Genomic DNA, 20,385 nt, shown 5'->3' with positions numbered 1-20,385 from the left:
GTCGGGACGTAGACCGAGTCGACCGGCTTTTCCGTTTCAGGAGACACGCAGATGACTCAAGGCAGCAGCCACGATCGCAGCGGCGATCCACTCATCCTCACCGTTCCCGGACTGGGCAACAGCGGCCCCGGCCACTGGCAATCACTGTGGGAAGAGGCGATACCCGATTGCCACAGGGTCGATCTCGGACTCTGGGACGATCCACATCGCAACACGTGGGTCAACAAGATCAACCTCGCCATTGCGCGCGCTGACCGTCCCGTCGTGCTTGCCGCCCACAGTCTGGGTTGCCTCGCGGTGGCTTGGTGGGCCGAGTTCGAACAACCGCGCGACGGCAAGGTCCTCGGGGCCCTGCTGGTGGCGCCTCCCGATGTGGAGGTGCGCCCCATCGACCGCCGCCTCACCCGCTTCGCGCCATTCCCGCAAGGCGAACTGCCGTTTCCCTCGATCGTCGTGGCCAGCAGGAACGATCCCTACATCGGCTTTGGTCAGGCGCAGGAACTGGCTCGGGCTTGGGGAAGCGAATTCGAGGACGCGGGCGAGGCAGGACATATCAACGCGGAGTCCGATCTGGGTGCCTGGATCTTTGGCCAACTCCTGCTCGACCGTCTGCTTCCGCGCCCCCTGATGCATGACGAGACACTACATCCGGCTTCGGTTGGGGAATTCCAACCTGATCGCGCCTTGCGCCGGATCGGGGCGTGAGCGTTCAGACCGGACCTGCCCGAGGGCCGGTCCGGTCGATCACGAAGCCGTAGTGGCCATTGGACCAGGCGAAGCCGGGGGTGTCCCCGCTCTGCCACCCCTCAACCCCCATGCTACCCCCCGACAACTCGCACCATGTGCCGTTTTCCGGAAATGCCTTGAAGTGGGACAAATTCGAGAAACGCCAAGCGGATAGTGCGAAAGTGTAAGCCTCAAGCGCACGATCGCGATTTACCCAGTCGATCCAGGTGATGGCATTGTCCTGCGCATAGGCGTTGTTGTTGCCGCGCTGGCTGCGCCCGAACTCGTCGCCCGCTGTCAGCAGGATTGTGCCCGTCGATACGAACAGCGTGCCCAGCATGGCGCGAGCGAATGCGGCACGCCTAGAAAGCACCTCCTGATCCTCCGTTTCCCCTTCCATGCCGTTGTTCCAGCTGAAGTTTTCGGAATGTCCGTCGCGGTTTTCCTCGCCATTGGCCCAGTTTTGGCGATGTTCGTAGGCAAGACCGTCAGCCAGCGTGAAACCATCGTGCGCTGCAAGGAAATTGACCGAACGGCAGAGCTTGCCGAAAAGGTCCGACGAGCCCGCGATCCGCGTCGCCAACACGTCGACGCCGGCATCGCCGCGCCAGAATCGCCGCACGTCGTCGCGAAATCTGTCGTTCCATTCCAGCCAGTTAGGCGGGAAACTTCCTAGCTGGTATCCGCCTGGGCCAATGTCCCATGGCTCAGCAATCATTACCCGGTCGGCAAGCCAGGGATCGGCGCCAATCTCGGCAAAGATCGGCGCATCGGGCGCAAAGCCGGGGCTGCGGGCAAGGATCGTGGCGAGGTCGAAGCGAAATCCGTCTATCCCGCAATGCCGCACGAAATGGCGCAGCGTATCAAGCGCCAGCGCACGAACGGCGGGATTGCCGAAGTCGAGCGTGTTTCCGCATCCGGTATCGTTGATCAGGCTGCCATCGGGATTGCGCGCGTAGGCCGCATCGTCGAGGCACCGCAGGCACAGCACCGGGCCAAGGACGTCGCTCTCGCCCGTGTGGTTGAGCACGATGTCGAGAATGACGCCGATACCCTGGGCATGAAGTGCGGCGACAGTATCGCGCAGCTCCGCCACGCCACCTGGGCAGAGCCGGGGATCGAGCGCCATCGGGGCGACCGGGTTGTAGCCCCAGGCGTTTGTCAGCCCGAGTGGAGGCAGATGTCGTTCGTCAATCCAGGCGACGATCGGCATGAGTTCGATGGCGCTGACATGCAGGCGCTTGAGATGCGACAGAACCGCGGGATGGGCGAGCGCGGCCACCGTACCGCGCAGGTCTTCGGGCACTTCGGGATGAAGCATGGTGAAGCCGCGGACGTTGACCTCGTAGATCAGTCCGCCGGGCGTGAAGAATGGCGTTTGGCGCGGAGCATCCTGGGGGGTGCCGACAAAGGCGCGAGGCACTAATTTAGAAGTATCAATGCCATAGGTGGACAATTCAGGATCGTATGTGAAGGTTCGGTCAAGTTCGATGGCGCAAGGATCGACCAGCAGCTTCGCCGGATCGAACCACAGCCCTTCCGGCGGATTCCACTCACCGCTTGCCCGGTAGCCATAGCGAGCACCACGCATTTCTCCCGGGATCGCGGCAGTCCAGAAGTCGCCTGACCGTGCCATGGGCACTTGCTGCTCGACCTCTCCCTCAAACAAGCACAGCGTGAGCGCTTCCGCCCGGGGGGACCGGACAGTGAAGCGCGTGCTGCCGTTCGCTATCGTTACGCCGGGTGTCACGTCACCACGTCGGGGGCGGTACGGCCTGTGTGACGAACGATGCCCGCGATTGCGTCTGCCGCAGCGATGAGGTCGGCCAGCATGTCCGGTGTCTCGCGGTCGAGATCGCCGCCTGCTGGTTCATAGCGCTCGAGATATACGCGCAGAGTGGCGCCTTCGGTCCCGGTGCCGGAAAGCCGGAAAACGACACGTGAACCACCTTCAAACAGCACGCGCACGCCCTGATTGGCGCTGGTCGAATCATCGACGGGGTCGAGATATGAGAAGTTGTCGGCCGTCAAAACCGTGAGTGATCCGAATGACTTACCCGGCAAACCTGCGAGCGATCCGTTAAGTTCTGCCATCAGCGCATCGGCCTTGTCAGTGGGCAAGGCTTCGTAGTCGTGGCGCGCGTAGTAGTTGCGCCCGAACTGTGACCAGTGCTCGCGCGCCAACTGGTCGACGCTGATCTGGCGCACGGCGAGGATGTTCAGCCATAGCAGGACCGCCCAAAGGCCGTCCTTTTCGCGGACATGGTCGCTGCCGGTCCCTGCGCTTTCCTCGCCGCAGATCGTGGCCATTCCGGCATCGAGCAGGTTGCCGAAGAACTTCCAACCTGTGGGCGTCTCGAAGCAGGGGAGCCCGAGCGATTGCGCGACGCGGTCCGCGGCGGCGCTGGTGGGCATCGATCGGGCGATACCCTTCAGCCCTGCGGCGTAGCCCGGTGCGAGATGGGCATTGGCTGCCAACATCGCGAGGCTGTCGGACGGGGTGATGAAGCGGTGGCGGCCGACGATGAGATTGCGGTCACCGTCGCCGTCCGATGCCGCGCCGAAGTCGGGAGCGGCTGCACCGAACATCGTTTCGAACAGTTCATGGGCATGAACCATGTTGGGATCGGGGTGGTGCCCGCCGAAGTCCTCAAGCGGTACGCCGTTGCGGACCGTGCCCTTGGCAAAGCCGAGGCGACCCTCGAGAATTTCGGTCGCGTATGGGCCCGTGACAGCGCTCATCGCGTCGAAAGACATCGTGAAGCCTGCCTGAACATTGGCGCGGATCGCGTTGAAATCAAACAGGGATTCCATCAGTTCGGCATAATCTGCAACAGAATCGATCACTTCGACCGTCATGGTGCCAACAGACGTAGTGCCCACCACATCGAGATCGATGTCGACCGCTTCGACCGTGAACCAGCGATCGATCGTCTGCGTCCGCGCGTAGATCGCATCGGTCACGCCTTCGGGGGCAGGGCCGCCATTGGCAATGTTGTACTTGATCCCGAAATCCTCGTCAGGCCCGCCCGGATTGTGGCTTGCTGAAAGGATCAGTCCGCCTGACGCGCCATACTTGCGGATCACGTTGGACGCGGCGGGCGTCGAGAGAATGCCGCCCTGACCGACGAGGACGCGGGCGTAGCCATTGGCCGCGGCAATGCGGATCGTCTGCTGGATGACCGTACGGTTATGATACCGACCGTCGCCACCCAGGACGAGCGTGGACCCGGGCTGCCGTTCGACTACGTCGAAGACGGCCTGTACGAAGTTCTCGGCATAATTGGGTTGCTGGAAGACCTTGACCTTTTTGCGCAATCCCGATGTGCCGGGCTTCTGGCCGGGGTAGGGCGTGGTAGCGACAGTCCGGGTCATTGTTCCTCCGCAATCAGTCTGGCGTAAAGTTCGGCATAGGCTAGGCCAGAGCGGCTCCACGAGAAATCGGTCTTCATTCCCGCGCGCTGGATCGAGCGCCAGCTAGCAGGTTGTCCGTAGAGCGCGACCGCGCGGCTGATGGCATCGGCGAGCGCGGTATAGTGAACGCCGTTGAACTGCACGCCGGTAGCGACGTCGCCCATCAGCGCAGCCAGGTTCGCGTCGATCACGGTGTCGGCCAGGCCGCCGGTGCGTGCGACGACGGGCACGCAGCCATAGGCAAGGCCATAAAGTTGGGTGAGGCCGCAAGGTTCGAACCGGCTAGGCACAAGGATCGCGTCGCCGCCAGCCTGCATCCGGTGCGACAGCGCCTCATCATAGCCGGTGCGCACCGCAATCTTGCCGGGGTGACGCATGGCCGCGGCATGAAATCCGTTTTCCATCGCCTTGTCACCCGAGCCAAGCAGGGCCAGCCGACCACCGATGCCGACCATGTGATCGAGCACCTCAAGCAGGACGTCCATGCCCTTCTGCCAGGTCAGACGCGAGATCACGACGAACAGCGGACCGTCGCCTGGTTCAAGGCCGAACTCCGCTTCAAGTGCGCGCTTGTTGGCGACGCGCTTTGCCAGAGTTTTGAGGCCGAACCTGCTGGCGAGCGCGGGGTCTGTCTGTGGGTTCCACTGCGCGGTATCGATGCCGTTGACGATGCCGCTGACCCGATCCCCGCGGCTGACGATCAGGCCCTCAAGCCCCATGCCGAACTCGGCGGTGCGGATTTCGCGCGCATAAGTCGGGCTGACCGTGGTGATCGCGCTCGCGGCTTCCAGCCCCGCTTTCAGGAATCCGATACCGCCGTGATATTCGACGCCATCGAGCGACCACGCCTCCGGCGGAAGCGCCAGTGCGCCGAATTTGTCGGCACCGTAGAATCCCTGGAACGCCATGTTGTGGATGGTCATCACCGAGGGCACGCGCCGTCCACCCTCGGGCGGGACGAAGCGCAGATAGGCGAGCGCCATGGCCGCTTGCCAATCGTGTGCATGGACGAGGTCGAACCGGCGACCCTTTACCGCACCACCGGCAATATCGGCGGCTGCGCGGCCAAAGGCTGCGAAGCGCCGCCAGTTGTCAGCCCAGTCATGGCTGGAACTGTCGACGTAGGGGCCACCATCGCGCTGGAAATAGGCGGGTGCGTCAACCACTAGCAGCGGATGCCCGTCGATCTTGCCAGCAACGAGCCGCGCCTTTTCGCCCAGCAGCGAATCCCACGAATGGATTGCGCGCGGACGGGAAAGAGCCTTGAGCACGGCAGGATAGCCAGGCAGCACCGTCGTCATTTCCACGCCGTGCGGGGCGACGGCCGAGGGGAGCGCGCCGGCCACGTCGGCCAGGCCGCCGGTCTTGACCAGCGGCACGGCTTCGGAGGCGACGGACAGGACCTTGATCGTCATGCCAGCCGGTCGATCATCCGCTTCGTGATAAGGCATACGCCGCTGTCTGTCCGGCGAAAGCGCTGGGCGTCAAGCTCCGGATCTTCGCCGACAACCAGTCCTTCGGGAATGCGGACGCCGGAATCGAGTATGACGCGGGTGAGGCGCGCACCACGGCCGATGTTGCAATAGGGCAGAATCACAGCTTCCTCGCATGACGAGAACGACCCCATCTTCACACCGGTGAACAGCAGGCTGCGCTTGGCCACGGCGCCCGATACGATGCAATCCTGGCTGATCAGCGACGAGATCGCCATGCCGCGGCGACCGTCCTCGTCGTGCACGAACTTGGCCGGTGCGGCGATGATCTGGTCGGTCCAGATCGGCCAGTCGCGGTCATACATGTTGAGCTTTGGCACGACGTCGGTCAGGTCGAGGTTGGCTTCGAAGTAGGCATCGAGCGTGCCGACGTCGCGCCAGTATTCCTCGATCTCTTCGGCTGCGCGAATGCACGACGCGGTGAAGCGGTGGGCGACCGCCTTTCCGTTCCTGACAATCTTGGGAATGATGTCGTTGCCGAAATCGCGGCTCGAATTCGGATCGTCGGCATCTTCCTGCAGCATCTGGAACAGGAACTTGGTGTCGAAAACGTAGATACCCATCGAGGCCAGTGCCATGTCCTCGTTGCCGGGAATACCCGGGGGATCGGCGGGCTTTTCAACGAAGGCGGTGATCGTGTCGGCGGTATCCACCGCCATAACGCCGAAGCCGGTTGCCTCCATCCGTGGCACCACGAGGCAGCCGATGGTCACGTCTGCGCCGCTCTCCACATGCTGGCGGAGCATCAGCTCGTAATCCATCTTGTAGATGTGGTCGCCCGCAAGGATGACCATGTACTTTGGCGCGTAGGAGGCGATGATGTCGATGTTCTGGAAGACCGCGTCGGCGGTGCCTTCGTACCAGTGATCTTCCGACACGCGCTGCGATGCCGGCAGGATGTCGAAGCTCTCGTTGCGTTCCGGGCGCATGAAGTTCCACGCGCGCTGCATGTGGCGGATCAGCGAGTGCGCCTTGTACTGCGTGGCAACGCCGATGCGGCGGATGCCCGAGTTGATCGCGTTCGACAGGGCAAAGTCGATGATGCGAGACTTGCCGCCGAAGTACACCGCCGGCTTGGCGCGATTGTCGGTAAGTTCCTTCAACCGGCTGCCGCGCCCGCCTGCCAGCACGTATGCCATCGCGTCGCGCGCCAGCGGCTGAGAGTATGATTCCCGCATCCCAAAATCCTCCCGTTTTATCCTTCGAACTCGAGCATGATCGTTGCCAGCGGTGGCAGGACCACGAACGCGGCTCCCTCGCTTGCCATAACCGTGCCGAGATTGCCGATACCGCTGCCGCCGTAGTCCTGCGCGTCGCTGTTGAGCACCTCGCGCCAGTTGCCGTCATGCGGCAGCGGCAGGCGATAGTGATCGTGGACTTGCGGCGTCATGTTGCAGATCACCGCCACCGGCTTTTCGCCCGGCGACTTGCGCAGCCAAGCGAAGATCGATGCCTGTGCATCATCCACCACAAGCCATTCGAAGCCTTCGCCCTCGCAATCGCGCGCGTGGAGGGCAGGGCGGGTGGTGTAGATGCGATTGAGATCGCGGACCCAGCGGCGCACGCCTTCGTGTGCCGGGGCACCGAGCAGGTCCCAGTCGAGCGAGCGGGCTTCGCTCCATTCGCGGCGCTGGGCGAACTCCTGGCCCATGAACAGCAGCTTCTTGCCGGGATAGCCCCACATCAGCCCGTAGTAGGCGCGCAGGTTGGCAAACTTCTGCCAGTCGTCGCCGCTCATCTTGGTGAGCAGCGACCCCTTGCCGTGAACGACTTCGTCGTGGCTGATCGGCAGGACGAAGTTTTCCGAGAAGGCGTAAGTCAGGCCGAAAGTGATTTCGTTGTGGTGGTAGCTGCGGTGGATTGGCTCACGCGCCATGTACTGCAGCGTGTCGTGCATGAAGCCCATGTTCCACTTGAAGCCGAAACCCAGGTGTTCACGCGGGGCCTCGGCAAAGGCGGGCTTGCTGACGCCGGGCCATGAGGTTGATTCCTCCGCAATGGTGAGGAAGCCGGCGTGCGCCTCGTAGACGGCGCGGTTCATCTTTTTGAGGAACTCAACCGCTTCCCAGTTCTCGCGGCCCCCTTCTTCGTTGGGGATCCATTCGTCGCTTTTGCGCGAGTAATCGCGGTAGAGCATCGAAGCGACCGCATCCACGCGCAGGCCATCGACATGGTAGCGCTCGGCCCAGAACAGCGCGTTGTTGACCAGAAAGCTGACCACCTCGTGGCGGCCGAAGTTGTAGATCAGCGTGTTCCAGTCCGGATGGAAACCGAGGCGCGGATCTTCGTGTTCGTAGAGCGCGGTGCCGTCGAAGCGGACTAGGCCGTGTTCGTCGGTTGGGAAGTGGGCGGGCACCCAGTCGATCAGGACCGAAATGCCGGCGCGATGCGCGCCATCGACGAAGCGGGCGAAGCCCTCGGGCGGTCCGAAGCGCGCGCTGGGGGCGTAAAGACCCGTGGTCTGGTAGCCCCAACTGGGATCGTAGGGGTGTTCGGAGACAGGCAGAAACTCGATATGGGTAAAGCCCATCTCGGTGACGTAGGGGATCAGGCGTTCGGCCAGTTCGTCCCAGGTGTAGAAGCCTTCATCGTGCGGCCTCTGCCATGAACCGGGATGGACTTCGTAGATCGACATCGGCTCGCGACGGGCATCGACCGTGGCCCAATGCGCGCGGTGGCCTTCATCGCCCCAATCCATCTTGACCGGATGTGCCGTGATGGACGCGGTGCTGGGGCGGAATTCCGATGCGAGCGCGTACGGGTCGGCCTTGAGCGGAAGGACGGTGCCGTCAGCCGCGACGACGCGGAACTTGTAGGCGCGGTGCTCGCCGATCTCGGGGATGAAGATTTCCCAGACACCGATATCGACCCGGCGGCGCATCGGGTGACGGCGGGCGTCCCAGTCGTTGAAATCGCCGACCAGGCTGACAAGGCTCGCATTGGGCGCCCAGACCGCGAAGTGGACGCCGCTGGCTCCCTCATGCTCTATCAGGTGTGCGCCCATCTTGTCGAACAGGCGCAGGTGCGTTCCCTCGGCAATGAGGAAATCGTCCATGGGACCGAGAACCGGGCCGAAGGAATAGGGATCGGTCACCAGCCACTCGTGCGCGCCCGCCTTGCAGGCATAGCGCACCGGCTGGCGCGGTCCCTTGACCTTGCCTTCGAACAGGCCGCGACCGTCAACGCGGGCAAGCTTTCCCAGTTTCTTGCCGGAAAGCGACCATGCGACGGCTTCTTCCGCGCCGGGCAGGACGGCGCGGGCAAATGCGCCATCCGGCCCTTCGTGAATGCCAAGCAATGAGAAAGGATCGGCGTGCGTCCCGTCCAGAAGGGCTTCGATTGCGCGCGCCGATGGTTTCATGCTGGCTGTCAGACCCCCCAGATGTCGCGGGCATACTCGCCGATCGTGCGATCGGATGAGAACCAGCCTACATTGGCTATGTTGCGTATTGCCGAAGCGCGCCAGCCGGGCTGCTGTTCCCAGCGCTTGTCGATGTTGCGCTGCGCGGCGTGATAGGCGTCGAAGTCGGCCGCGACCATGAACCAGTCGTGGTCGTAAATTCCGCCGATCAGGCCCTTGTAGCGGTCCGGGTCGTCGGGCGAGAATACGCCGGTGGCGATTGCCTCGAGTGCCTGGCGCAATTCGCGCGAACTTTCGATGACCTCACGCGGGACATACCCGTTGGCGCGCTTTTCCTCGACTTCGTCGGCAGTGAGGCCAAAGATTTCGATATTGGCGTCGCCGACGTGATCCTTGATCTCGATGTTCGCGCCATCGAGCGTCCCGATGGTGAGCGCACCGTTGAGTGCAAACTTCATGTTGCCCGTGCCCGAGGCTTCCATGCCTGCGGTCGAAATCTGTTCCGAAAGGTCGGCCGCAGGAATGATCTTCTCGGCAAGGCTGACATTGTAGTTCGGCACGAACACGACCTTGAGCAATCCGCCCACCGAAGGGTCGGAATTGACGCGCCGCGCGATGTCGTTTGCGAGTTTGATGACGAGCTTGGCGTTGTGGTAGCTCGAGGCTGCCTTTCCGCCGAAGATCTTGACGCGCGGCACCCAGTCCCTCTCTGGATGGCTGCGGATCTGGTCGTAGAGCGCGACGGTCTCGACCAGGTTGAGCAACTGGCGCTTGTATTCATGGATGCGCTTGATCTGCACGTCGAACAGCGCATCGGGATCGAGGCGAACGCCCGTCAGGTCCTTGATGTGCTTGGACAGCGCAATCTTGTTGCTGCGCTTTACCTCGGCAATGCGTTCGCCAAGCGATGGGTCGTCGGCCAACGCGTTGAGATCGGACAGCCTGGCTGCATCATCGAGAAAACCGTCGCCAATCGCATCCTTGAGAACTGCGGTCAGGCCAGGGTTGCACTGCTGCAGCCAGCGGCGCGGGGTAACCCCGTTGGTCTTGTTGTTGATGCGTGTCGGGTAGAGCTTGTGGAGGTCCGAAAAGACGGTCGATTTCATCAAATCGGTGTGGAGAGCCGCCACGCCGTTGACGCTGTGCGCACCGGTGAAGGCAAGGTTTGCCATGCGAACACGGCGTTCGCCACCTTCATCGATCAGGCTGATCGCCGAGATTGCGGCATCGTCGAGCCCGGCCTTGCGCGCTTCGCGAAGAACGCGGCTGTTGATCGCGTAGACGATCTGCATGTGGCGCGGCAGCAGGCGCTCGAACAGCGGCAGCGGCCATGATTCGAGCGCCTCGGGCAGGAGCGTGTGGTTGGTGTAGCCGACGGTTGCCTTGGTGACTTCCCACGCTTCGCTGAATTCGAGGCCGTGGACGTCGACCATCAGGCGCATCAGTTCGGCAACAGCAACCGCAGGGTGCGTGTCGTTGAGTTGGATCGCGGCCTTGTCGGGCAGGGTGCGGATGTCGCCATGGAACTGCACGTGGCGGCGCACGATGTCCTGAATCGAAGCCGAGGTGAAGAAGTACTCCTGGCGCAGGCGCAATTCCTGTCCGGCAGGGGTCGAATCTGCCGGGTAGAGGACGCGCACGAGGCTGTCGGCGCGGACCTGTTCGGCCAGCGCGCCGAAGTGGTCACCTGCGTTGAATGCGTCGAGCCGGAGCGGATCGAAGGCATGGGCGGTCCACAGGCGCAGCGTGTTGACGCGCTTGCCGCGCCAGCCGACGACGGGAGTGTCGACAGCACTGGCCTCTACCTTTTCAGCCGGACGCCATTCCACGCCATCGCCGGTTTCGACGACTTCACCACCGAACCCGACGATATAGGCGCTTTCGCGACGGTCGAATTCCCAAGGGTTGCCGTGACTCAGCCATGTCTCGGGCAGCTCGACCTGCCAGCCATCGTCAATACGCTGGCGGAACATGCCATTCACATAGCGGATGCCGTAACCGTAAGCCGGAATGTCGAGGCTGGCGAGGCTTTCCATGAAACAGGCAGCAAGGCGGCCGAGGCCGCCGTTGCCCAGAGCCGCATCAGGCTCGAGGTCTTCGAGCGCGGAAAGGTCAAAGCCATGTTCTCGCAGCGCCTTTTCCATGTCGCGGGTCATGCCCATGTTGGACAGCGCATCGCGCAGCAGACGGCCGATCAGGAACTCGAGGCTGAGATAATAGACGCGTTTGCCGCTCTCGGCGTAGGTCTTGCGAGTCGATTCCATCCAGCGGTCGATGATCGCATCGCGCAGCGTCAGCACGGTGGCCGTGTACCAGTCATGCGGCTTGGCGGCGCGTTCGTCCTTGCCGACGCGGTGACGCAGGACGTCGATGATGTTCGCATCGATTTCTGCCGCTTTGGAATTCGTTTGAAGGCTCATGGTACACGTCCCACCCTGTTGCATCCGGCTGGCCGCACTGCCGTGCCAACTTGCCGCCGGAATGCGCTGCACCGGCCCTTCATCACCCTCGGCTCGCGCTTTTGCGGACATGGACAATGGCCGTATCCCGCGATTCCCGGAGGCGTTTCATCGTACTCCCAGGCAGTCGGGTATGACAGCGCGCGGGATGTCGGCAAGCGATGAATTGCGTGACCGAGCAATATGCCCCGTGATTTGCCAGATCTCAGCTGATGGGGGCGCAAGGCGGCGATGACGCCAACTGCGTCACCAATTGCCTCGCCACGCACTCGAAGTTCCAGCATGCCCCACCCGTCTTGTACGACATGGAGGCATTAGTGTGCCGTAACGGAATTGTCGGAGAGAATACGTCTGCGCGTCAGAGCATGCGGCGCAGCACGTTGTCCTTGATGACAAAATGGTGATGCAACGCTGCTGCCACATGCAGCACGACAAGGCCCGCCATGAGGAACCCGAGCACCTCATGCCCTTCGCCCGCAGCTTCAGCGAGCGGCGAGCCTTTGGTGACGGCAAGCTTTGGCCAGTCGAACAGTCCGTAAATGGTAAGCGGGTACTTGCCCGCAGAAGACATGATCCAGCCTGTGATCGGCACGACCAGCATCAACGCATAGAGCGCGAGGTGCGTCATTTTAGCGACACGGCGTTGCAATCCACCCATCGCCGTTGGCCAATCAGGCATCACCCACGTCAAGCGCCAGCCGATGCGTGCCACCGACAGGAGCAAGATCAGGATACCCGTGGACTTGTGGAAGGGAATCGGGTTCCAGATGTCCTCGATGGCTTCACCGCCGATGCCGCTGATCAGGTTGAAAATGACCATGGCCGCAATGATGGCGTGGAATGCCCGGGCAACGCCGTTATAGCGCACAAGCTCTTCAGAACTCGAAATTGAAGCCATGATTTGCCCTTCCTCCCGACCGCATTCCGGACGCTTTCCGCAAATGGCCGCCCGCCAACCATAGTTCGCTGACCAGGCGAAGTCATCACATCCACGCCGATTTGCGTGCCCTGAACCTAGCCGGTTTGATTCGCCGGTTACGCAAAGCACAATCAGAACTCGTGGGCTGGACCAACAAACCTTTGTAATGTTTGCGGGAATTATCCTGTGCTTGGCCCTGGTACCGAACGCGCCTGAACACAAACACGCCAATATACTGTCCCTGCTCGAACGTCACATGCGGGAAAAGGCGTATGCCAAGTGTTGCGCTGCAAAATATGCTCTGGGCAAAACCTGAACCTGCGAGGGAAAATGACTGCCCAGCGCCTCACCCATCTTGAGCCGGCCGTGGTTCACAAGATGGCGTCGATTCTCAAGAGCCAGAAGCCCGATGTGATTCAAAATCACTTCGGTATAGGCCTGAATACATGGGTTAAATTGCGTGAGGGGCGTGCCATTCGGCATTCGGTTGCAGAACGGCTCATGCAGCGGTTGCAGCGCGATCAACTAATCTGAAGGTTTCTGCCGCAACTTGAACCCATACCATTGGGGGGTTGAGTAGCAAGGCGTTGCGGTGCACAATCTTTCCTGCGCCCGGTGACGGCCAATGGGTGCGCGGGGTCAAAAAATGATCAATCTCATGGCGATTGCGGCGCAGGCTGCAACGCGGCAATGCGGACTTTTCGAATGAACCCGATGGGGCGTTCGGCGGGTCTTGCGAGGACGCTGGCTGGCGCAAGCAGGTCTTCGGTGCCAGAGTTGGCGACGGTCGTCGTAGCTGTGGCCTGTGGCTTGACGCTGATGGCGCTTGCCCTTGTCGCCGTAGACGCCATCGAACCCGGCGATAGCCTGATCCTTCATGGCATAACTGCCGTCGGCGTCGTCGGGCTTGCCGGTTGCGTCATGCTTGCTCGCATGGTCAGGCAAAAGAGTTCCCCGGACCTGCGCCAGCTTACCCATGATCGCGATGCGGCCCGCGCCGCGAGTGCGGCCAAGAGCCGGTATCTCGCAAGTGTCAGCCATGAGATTCGATCGCCGCTCAACGCCATTTACGGCTATGCCCAACTCGTGGAGCAGGATGCTTCGATCGCGCCGCAGGACGCCGCGCGTGTCATTCGTCGCAGTGCAGAACACCTGACCAATCTCGTCGAGGGACTGCTTGACATCGCGTCGGTCGAACAGGGCGTCGTGCGGATCGACAATACTGTCGTCAGGCTGGGCCAGGTGGTCGAGCAGGTCACCGACATGTTCGAGCCGCTTGCAGCCCAGAAGAAGCTGGCGCTGCGCTGTGAACTGCCCGACCGACTGCCGGAATTCGTCCGCATGGACGTGCGCCGGGTCAGACAGGTCCTGATCAACCTGCTGTCAAACGCAGTGAAGTTCACGCAGGCCGGCGAGATTGTCGTAACACTGCGGTGGGAAAGCCAACTGGCAACATTCGAGGTGCGCGACACCGGCCCCGGCATCACACAAGATTGCCAGGAGCAGGTGTTTGCTCCTTTTGCGCGCGCTGAAGGCGAAGGTGAGGGCGGTCGGAACGGCGCGGGCCTCGGGCTCGCCATTACCCGCGCCATCGTGCAGATGCTTGGCGGGGACCTGCAGGTCGAAAGTGTCTCCGGCAAGGGGTCGTGCTTCCGCGTGCGCCTCATGATGCCGCAGGTTTCGGGCGTGATCGAGCGCGCCGAGCAGGCCCGCCGCCCGACCGGGTATCGCGGAAGGACGCGTTCGATTCTGCTTGTCGATGATACGGCTGATCACCTCGCCTTCCTGCGCACGGCGCTCGGAGAACTCGGGTTCGAATTGGCGCAGGCAAGCGACGGACAGACCGCGATTGCCATGGCCCGGCGCGGAGAGTTCGATGCAGTAGTGCTTGATGTGAGCATGCCGGGCATGACCGGCTGGGACGTCGCTGCGCATTTGCGGGCGGTTCATGGCAACGGCCTTGCGATCCTGATGCTTTCTGCCAACGCCGAGGAACGCAATGGTCTGGACGGACAGGCGCCCGACCATGACGAGTTCCTGCTCAAGCCGATCGATCTGTCGGTCCTGATCGATGCGCTCGGGCGACGGCTGTCGCTCGAATGGATCTGGCCAGAGCGCGTGGACCAGGCCCTCGCTGGCCCAACCTCCGATGTCCTGCCGCTGTCCGCCAAGGCGCTCGAACATGTCGAGCGTATTCGTGCGATCGTCAGGACCGGGCACGTGCGTGCGCTGGAAGGCGAAATCCGCAGTCTGGAACTGGCCGATCCCGGGGCGGCGTCTTTGGTAGCGCGCCTCTACGATTGTCTCGACCGATTCGATCTCGCCGCAATTGCGCGCATTCTGGAGGAAATCCGATGACAGGCGCTGAAGCGCGGCGGGACACGGTCCTTGTCGTCGATGACGAGCCGGATTCGCTCAGGTTCCTGACCGACACGCTGGAGAGCGCCGGAATAACCGTGCTCGTCGCGATCTCGGGTGCGGCGGCGCTCGATCTGCTGGGACACGTCATTCCCGACCTGATCCTGATGGATGCGGTCATGCCCGGGATCGACGGGTTCGAAACGACGGCGCAAATCCGGCAGCGGCCAGTGCTCGCCCACGTGCCCGTGGTGTTCATGACCGGCCTGACCGAAAGCGAGCATGTCATCGAAGGGTTCGAGGTTGGCGGCGTCGACTATCTGCGCAAGCCGGTGAACGTGCACGAGTTGCTGGCACGGGTCCGCGTCCACATCGGCAATGCGCGTGCGATCCAGGCGGGCGCAGCCGGTCTGGATGCGACGGGTCGCGCCATGATGGCGACCGACACGCGCGGCCTCCTGCTGTGGTGCACGCCGCTTGCCGAACAGGCGATTTGTCGGGTCAGCCCGGATTGGTCTGGAGAAAAAGGCGCGCTGCCAGATGCGTTGCGAGGAACTGTCGAGCGTCTTCTGGGTCGCAGTTCGGCACAAGGCGCTTCGGCCCGGATCGACCGCGGTGAAAGCGCGGTGGAGCTTGTGATCATCTCGCAGTATCGCGAGAACGAGGTGCTGATCCGGCTGAACGAGCTGAACCCCAAAGCCGATGTGCTCAAATTGCAGCAGCGCCTCTCGCTGACAGATCGCGAGGCGGAGGTGCTGCTGTGGATCAGCTATGGCAAATCGAACGGAATGATTTCGGAAGTGCTCCTGATCAGCCCGCGCACTGTGCAGAAGCATCTTGAGCGGATTTACGAAAAGCTCGGGGTGGAAACGCGGGCTGCGGCTGCGGCCATGGCGATCAAGGTGTTGGGCGCCTGACGATCAGCTGGCAGTCAGGCAACCGGTAGTCAATCGATCGGCAAAGCCCTATCGCAGGGCGTCATCGGACGAACTGCAGGATTATCGCAATGTCTTCCCTGTTACCTGCCCCAGAACTTCGCGCTCTCGGCCGATCGGGCATTCAGGTCTCGCCGATCGGGTGGGGTATGTGGCGCCTGATCGAGAGCGGACTGAACGCTGGTGAGATCGAGCGGCTTGCCCGTGCCACACTCGAGGCAGGAATAACGCTTTTCGATACGGCCGATATCTATGGCTTTGACGGCAGTACCGGATTTGGAGACGCGGAAGCCGCTTTCGGCGAAGTGCTCCGCCGTTGTCCGGACCTGCGGACTGCGATGATCCTTGCGACCAAGGGCGGGATCTGTCCGCCTGTCCCGTATGACCAGTCTGCCGCATATCTTCGCGACGCCATCGACGCTTCGTTGCGTCGGCTGCGTACGGACCGGATCGATCTGTGGCAGGTTCACCGGCCCGACATCCTGACCCATCCGCAGGAACTGGCCCGCACATTGGAGAATGCCGTCGCTTCGGGGAAGGTGCGTACGGTTGGGGTTTCGAATTTTACGACCAGCCAGATCGACGCCTTGCAGCACTTCCTTGGTTGCGAGCTTGTCTCGACCCAGCCGGAAATCAGTCCCTTGCGGATCGACTGCTTCGAGAATGGCGAACTCGATCAGGCGATGGTGCAGGGGCTGGCGGTTCTGGCGTGGTCGCCCTTGGGTGGCGGGCGGATCGTTTCGCCCACAACTCCGCGCGAGATCGCGGTGGCTGCCGCACTCGATCTTGTGGCCAAGGCGCAGGGTGTGTCGCGGACGAGCGCTGCCCTTTCGTGGCTGATGGCACATCCGACAGGCATCGTTCCCATCGTCGGAACGCAGAAAGTCGAGCGGATCGTCGAGGCCGCGAAGGCCCGCGATGTGCGGTGGACCCGCGAGGCTTGGTATGCGGTGCTGGTCGCGGCACGGGGCGAACCCTTGCCTTGACCGAAGGAGTACGCCGCGAATGCCTAAGTTGATGCGCGCCCTGCAGGTTCGGGAGTTGACTCCGGATCTCTCCGGCGTGGCAATTGTCGAGTTGCCTCGGCCCGTGCCCATGGCAGGCGAGGTGCTGGTTCGCATCGATGCAGCCGCGCTTGGCTTCCCCGATCTGTTGATGACGCAAGGCCTTTATCAGGCAAAGCCCGCGCTTCCGTTCGTGCCGGGCATGGAAGGGGCGGGCACGGTCGTCGTGGCCGGTGAAGGAAGCCGGTGGAGTCCGGGTGACGAGGTGATCTTCGGCGGGAAAACCGGGGGCTTCGCGCAATATGGCTGCTTTGCCGAAGGCACGCTGATCGCCAGGCCCGGAAACCTCAGCATCGCACAAGCAGCGGCCCTGCGCACAGCTTACATCACCGCGTGGGTGGCTCTGGTTCGCAAGGGACGGGCCGAGGCGGGCGAATGGCTTCTCGTCCAAGGCGCTGCGGGCGGTGTCGGGCTGGCAGCAGTAGACCTCGGCCTTGCGCTGGGTCTGCGCGTCATTGCCGTGGCCTCCAGCGTTGCCAAGCGTGGCGCAATTGCCCATGCCTGCGCGGCACATCACGTAATCGATGGCTCGGACGGCTTTCGCGACCAGGTCATGGCCATCACCGGAGGGCGTGGCGCCGATCTGGTGTTCGATCCCGTAGGCGGAGACGTCTTCGATGAATCGACGCGCTGCGTCGCGTTCGATGGACGCTTGCTTGTGGTCGGTTTTGCCGCAGGCAGAATCGCCGAGGTCCGCACAAACATTCCCTTGATCAAGGGGTTCTCGATTGTGGGCGTCCGGGCCGGTGAATATGGCCGCCGCTTTCCTGATCGCGGTTCGCAAGATTTGGCCCGCCTGTGCGCAATGGCCGAAGCCGGTGCCATCCATCCGAATGTCGGTGGCGTGTTCGGGCTTGATGAGTGGCGCAAGGCCTTTGCCGCGATGGAAGACCGCACCGTTGTCGGGCGAAGCGTCATCCTTCCGCATAGCTAGGGATCGCGCGCAAAAAAAGGGCCGCACCGTTGCCGGGGCGGCCCTGAATAGTTTGGGAGAGGATGCCTGAAAGGCAGTGCCAAGATGGGTTGGCGAGTCCTATCTCGCAAGTGCGAAATACGATGACATGATTGCATGTTTTGCAATTTCCGTTTCCATGCATGGGCAAGTCTCTATGCAATTTCGAAGATTTCTCTTTCGCACGCGATGCTTGCGCCTTCTGCTTATACGAATGCGTTGAGTAACGATTTGCGTTGCCTGTACCTAAGGACAGGTCCCGGCTTGTCTCAGATGCCGGTTGCGCGCTCAATTCGAGATTGCTATATCCCATAACATAATGGGAGAGCGACATGATGTTCGAACGCATCAATCCAATGACTGGCGCCGTGGCTTCGCAGGCAGAGGCCATGCAGGCTTCCGACATGCCGCAGATCGCTGCACGCGCGGCAGCTGGGTTTCCTGCATGGTCGGCGATGGGCCCCAATGCCCGCCGCGCCGTTCTGATGAAGGCCGCCTCTGCGCTTGAGGCTCGTGCCGACGCTTTCGTCGAAGCGATGATGGGCGAGATTGGCGCGACCAAGGGCTGGGCGCTGTTCAACCTCGGCCTTGCCGCATCGATGGTGCGCGAAGCTGCTGCACTGACCACGCAGATCTCGGGCGAGGTAATCCCCTCGGACAAGCCTGGCTGCGTTGCCATGGCGCTGCGCGAACCGGTAGGCGTGATCCTTGGCATCGCACCCTGGAATGCACCCATCATCCTTGGCGTGCGCGCGATTGCCGTGCCGCTGGCATGTGGCAATGCCGTGATTCTCAAGGCGTCCGAGCAGTGTCCGCGCACGCATGAGCTCATCATCGAGGCCTTTGCCGAAGCCGGCTTCCCCGAAGGCGTGGTCAATGTCGTGACCAATGCACCTGCCGACGCGGCGGAGGTTGTCGGCGCACTGATCGATGCCAGGGAGGTGAAGCGCATAAATTTCACCGGGTCGACCGCTGTGGGCCGGATTATCGCCAAGCGCGCGGCCGAACACCTCAAGCCCTGCCTGCTCGAACTGGGCGGGAAAGCACCGCTTATCGTTCTCGAAGACGCCGACCTTGACGAGGCAGTAAAGGCCGCAGCGTTTGGCGCGTTCATGAATCAGGGCCAGATCTGTATGTCGACCGAGCGGATCATCGTGGTTGAAGCCGTCGCTGCCGAATTCGCTGCGCGCTTCAAGGCCAAGGTATCGGGCATGGCCGTGGGCGATCCACGCGAAGGTTCGACCCCGCTTGGCGCAGTGGTTGACGCAAAGACCGTGGCGCACTGCCAGAGCCTGATCGACGATGCCCTTGCCAGCGGCGCGCAGCTCCTCACCGGCGGCGAGACCACGCACAATGTACTGATGCCCGCGCATGTCGTCGACGGCGTCACGCAAGACATGAATCTGTTTCGTGACGAGAGCTTCGGCCCGGTCGTCGGCATCGTTCATGCGCGCGACGAGGCGCACGCGATCGAGCTTGCCAATGATACCGAATATGGCCTGTCTGCCGCCGTGTTCACCCGCGATACGGCGCGTGGCCTGCGCGTGGCGCGCCAGATCAAGTCCGGCATCTGCCACGTGAACGGGCCGACTGTGCACGATGAGGCGCAGATGCCGTTCGGCGGCGTCGGCGCTTCGGGCTACGGTCGCTTTGGCGGCAAGGCCGGGATCGACAGCTTCACCGAGCTGCGCTGGATTACGATGGAAACCCAGCCCGGGCACTTCCCGATCTAACGCCATTTTCCAATCTGAAATTGCAGATCATCCAAGAGGACAGACCATGACTGAACAGAAGATCGAGCGCGCGGAAGAAGATACCGTCGCATTCACCGTCGAGAACGGCATCGCCTGGGTGAAGTTCAACCGCCCCGAGAAGCGCAACTGCATGAGCCCCAAGCTCAATCGCCAGATGGGCAAGGTCATCACCGACCTGGAGTTCCGCGACGACGTGAAGGTGCTCGTCCTCTCTGGCGAAGGCGATGCCTGGTCGGCGGGCATGGATCTGCGCGAATACTTCCGCGAGACCGAAGCCGAGGGCCTGTGGTCGATCCGCAAGGCCCAACGCGAAGCCTATTCGTGGTGGGAGCGCCTGCGCTGGTACGAAAAGCCGACGATCGCCATGGTCAACGGCTGGTGCTTTGGCGGCGGCTACGGTCCACTGTTCGCCTGCGATATCGCAGTCGCTTCGGAAGACGCGCAGTTCGGACTTTCCGAAATCAACTGGGGCATTCTTCCGGGCGGTGGTGCATCGAAGGTCGCAGCAGACCTGATGCCGCTGCGCAAGGCCGTCTATCACGCGATGATGGGCGAAAACCTCACTGGCAAGCAGGCCGAGCAGCAGGGCCTCGTCACCGAAGCGGTGCCCGCCGACAAGCTCCATGCCCGCGTCCTCGAGATTGCCGAAGCGCTCTGCAAGAAGGACGGCCATGCCCTGCGTGCCACCAAGTGGGCCGTGCGCCGCGTTGCCGAAATGACGTATGACAATGCCGAGGATTACCTGATCCGCACCCAGGAAGCGCTGCATAACTTCGGCGGCGTCGAAGCCCGCAAGGAAGCGACCCGTCAGTTCCTCGACGAGAAGAGCTTCAAGCCCGGCCTTGGCACTTTCGATACGAGCAAGATCAAGCGCTGACCTCAGGCCAGCTTGACGTAGCGTAAAGACCCCGGTCGCAAAGCGGCCGGGGTCTTTTGCATGCAAAAGTGGT

Annotated in this window: 15 protein-coding genes; 8 read left to right on the top strand and 7 right to left on the bottom strand. The window is 62.4% G+C overall.

The window, feature by feature from the left end; translation table 11 throughout:
- The first annotated feature begins 51 nt into the window (after nucleotides 1–51).
- Nucleotides 52–705, top strand: coding sequence for an RBBP9/YdeN family alpha/beta hydrolase (locus AC2A04_RS02865; RefSeq protein WP_484210805.1), 654 nt, complete (start codon nucleotides 52–54; stop codon nucleotides 703–705).
- Nucleotides 706–709: 4 nt separating this feature from the next.
- On the opposite strand, the gene glgX is transcribed toward AC2A04_RS02865, so the two are convergent.
- From glgX to AC2A04_RS02830, 7 genes are all read right to left on the bottom strand, one after another.
- Entirely contained in the window at nucleotides 710–2,476 is a 1,767-nt protein-coding gene (glgX, locus tag AC2A04_RS02860; RefSeq protein ID WP_484210804.1) for a glycogen debranching protein GlgX, read from the bottom strand.
- The gene (locus AC2A04_RS02855) at nucleotides 2,473–4,101 is read right to left on the bottom strand and encodes an alpha-D-glucose phosphate-specific phosphoglucomutase (protein ID WP_484210803.1); all 1,629 of its coding nucleotides are present in this window, start codon (nucleotides 4,099–4,101) and stop codon (nucleotides 2,473–2,475) included. Before AC2A04_RS02855 ends, glgX begins: the two co-directional genes overlap by 4 nt.
- Entirely contained in the window at nucleotides 4,098–5,555 is a 1,458-nt protein-coding gene (gene glgA / locus AC2A04_RS02850) for a glycogen synthase GlgA (RefSeq protein ID WP_484210802.1), read from the bottom strand. Before glgA ends, AC2A04_RS02855 begins: the two co-directional genes overlap by 4 nt.
- On the bottom strand, nucleotides 5,552–6,811 hold the full coding sequence (gene glgC, locus AC2A04_RS02845; RefSeq protein ID WP_484210801.1) for a glucose-1-phosphate adenylyltransferase: 1,260 nt from the start codon (nucleotides 6,809–6,811) through the stop codon (nucleotides 5,552–5,554). The genes glgA and glgC overlap by 4 nt, the downstream gene beginning before the upstream one ends.
- A gap of 17 nt (nucleotides 6,812–6,828) precedes the next feature.
- A complete protein-coding gene (glgB, locus tag AC2A04_RS02840; RefSeq protein ID WP_484210800.1) occupies nucleotides 6,829–8,994 on the bottom strand; it encodes a 1,4-alpha-glucan branching protein GlgB in 2,166 nt (721 codons plus the stop codon).
- 8 nt (nucleotides 8,995–9,002) lie between these two features.
- Entirely contained in the window at nucleotides 9,003–11,414 is a 2,412-nt protein-coding gene (locus tag AC2A04_RS02835; RefSeq protein ID WP_484210799.1) for a glycogen/starch/alpha-glucan phosphorylase, read from the bottom strand.
- Nucleotides 11,415–11,811: 397 nt separating this feature from the next.
- A complete protein-coding gene (locus tag AC2A04_RS02830; protein ID WP_484210798.1) occupies nucleotides 11,812–12,351 on the bottom strand; it encodes a cytochrome b in 540 nt (179 codons plus the stop codon).
- Between the two features lie 351 nt (nucleotides 12,352–12,702).
- Here AC2A04_RS02830 and AC2A04_RS02825 point away from each other — a divergent pair, with 351 nt between their 5' ends.
- The 7 genes from AC2A04_RS02825 to AC2A04_RS02795 all read left to right on the top strand — a co-directional run bounded on the left by AC2A04_RS02825 (nucleotide 12,703) and on the right by AC2A04_RS02795 (nucleotide 20,312).
- Complete coding sequence (locus AC2A04_RS02825; protein WP_484210797.1) at nucleotides 12,703–12,906, top strand: hypothetical protein; 204 nt, start codon at nucleotides 12,703–12,705, stop codon at nucleotides 12,904–12,906.
- 234 nt (nucleotides 12,907–13,140) lie between these two features.
- Complete coding sequence (locus AC2A04_RS02820) at nucleotides 13,141–14,730, top strand: ATP-binding response regulator (protein WP_484210796.1); 1,590 nt, start codon at nucleotides 13,141–13,143, stop codon at nucleotides 14,728–14,730.
- Nucleotides 14,727–15,647, top strand: coding sequence for a response regulator (locus tag AC2A04_RS02815; protein WP_484210795.1), 921 nt, complete (start codon nucleotides 14,727–14,729; stop codon nucleotides 15,645–15,647). Before AC2A04_RS02820 ends, AC2A04_RS02815 begins: the two co-directional genes overlap by 4 nt.
- Before the next feature lie 89 nt (nucleotides 15,648–15,736).
- The gene (locus tag AC2A04_RS02810; protein ID WP_484210794.1) at nucleotides 15,737–16,651 is read left to right on the top strand and encodes an aldo/keto reductase; all 915 of its coding nucleotides are present in this window, start codon (nucleotides 15,737–15,739) and stop codon (nucleotides 16,649–16,651) included.
- A gap of 19 nt (nucleotides 16,652–16,670) precedes the next feature.
- The gene (locus tag AC2A04_RS02805; RefSeq protein ID WP_484210793.1) at nucleotides 16,671–17,663 is read left to right on the top strand and encodes an NADPH:quinone oxidoreductase family protein; all 993 of its coding nucleotides are present in this window, start codon (nucleotides 16,671–16,673) and stop codon (nucleotides 17,661–17,663) included.
- A 350-nt stretch (nucleotides 17,664–18,013) separates the two neighbouring features.
- A complete protein-coding gene (locus tag AC2A04_RS02800) occupies nucleotides 18,014–19,414 on the top strand; it encodes an aldehyde dehydrogenase (protein ID WP_484210792.1) in 1,401 nt (466 codons plus the stop codon).
- 46 nt (nucleotides 19,415–19,460) lie between these two features.
- A complete protein-coding gene (locus AC2A04_RS02795) occupies nucleotides 19,461–20,312 on the top strand; it encodes a p-hydroxycinnamoyl CoA hydratase/lyase (protein WP_484210791.1) in 852 nt (283 codons plus the stop codon).
- Nucleotides 20,313–20,385: the final 73 nt, after the last annotated feature.

The organism is Novosphingobium sp. HNCC26DJ243, assembly GCF_057180545.1.
The sequence above is the reverse complement of the archived record's forward strand: the minus strand, read 5'-3'. Positions and strand labels throughout refer to the sequence as shown.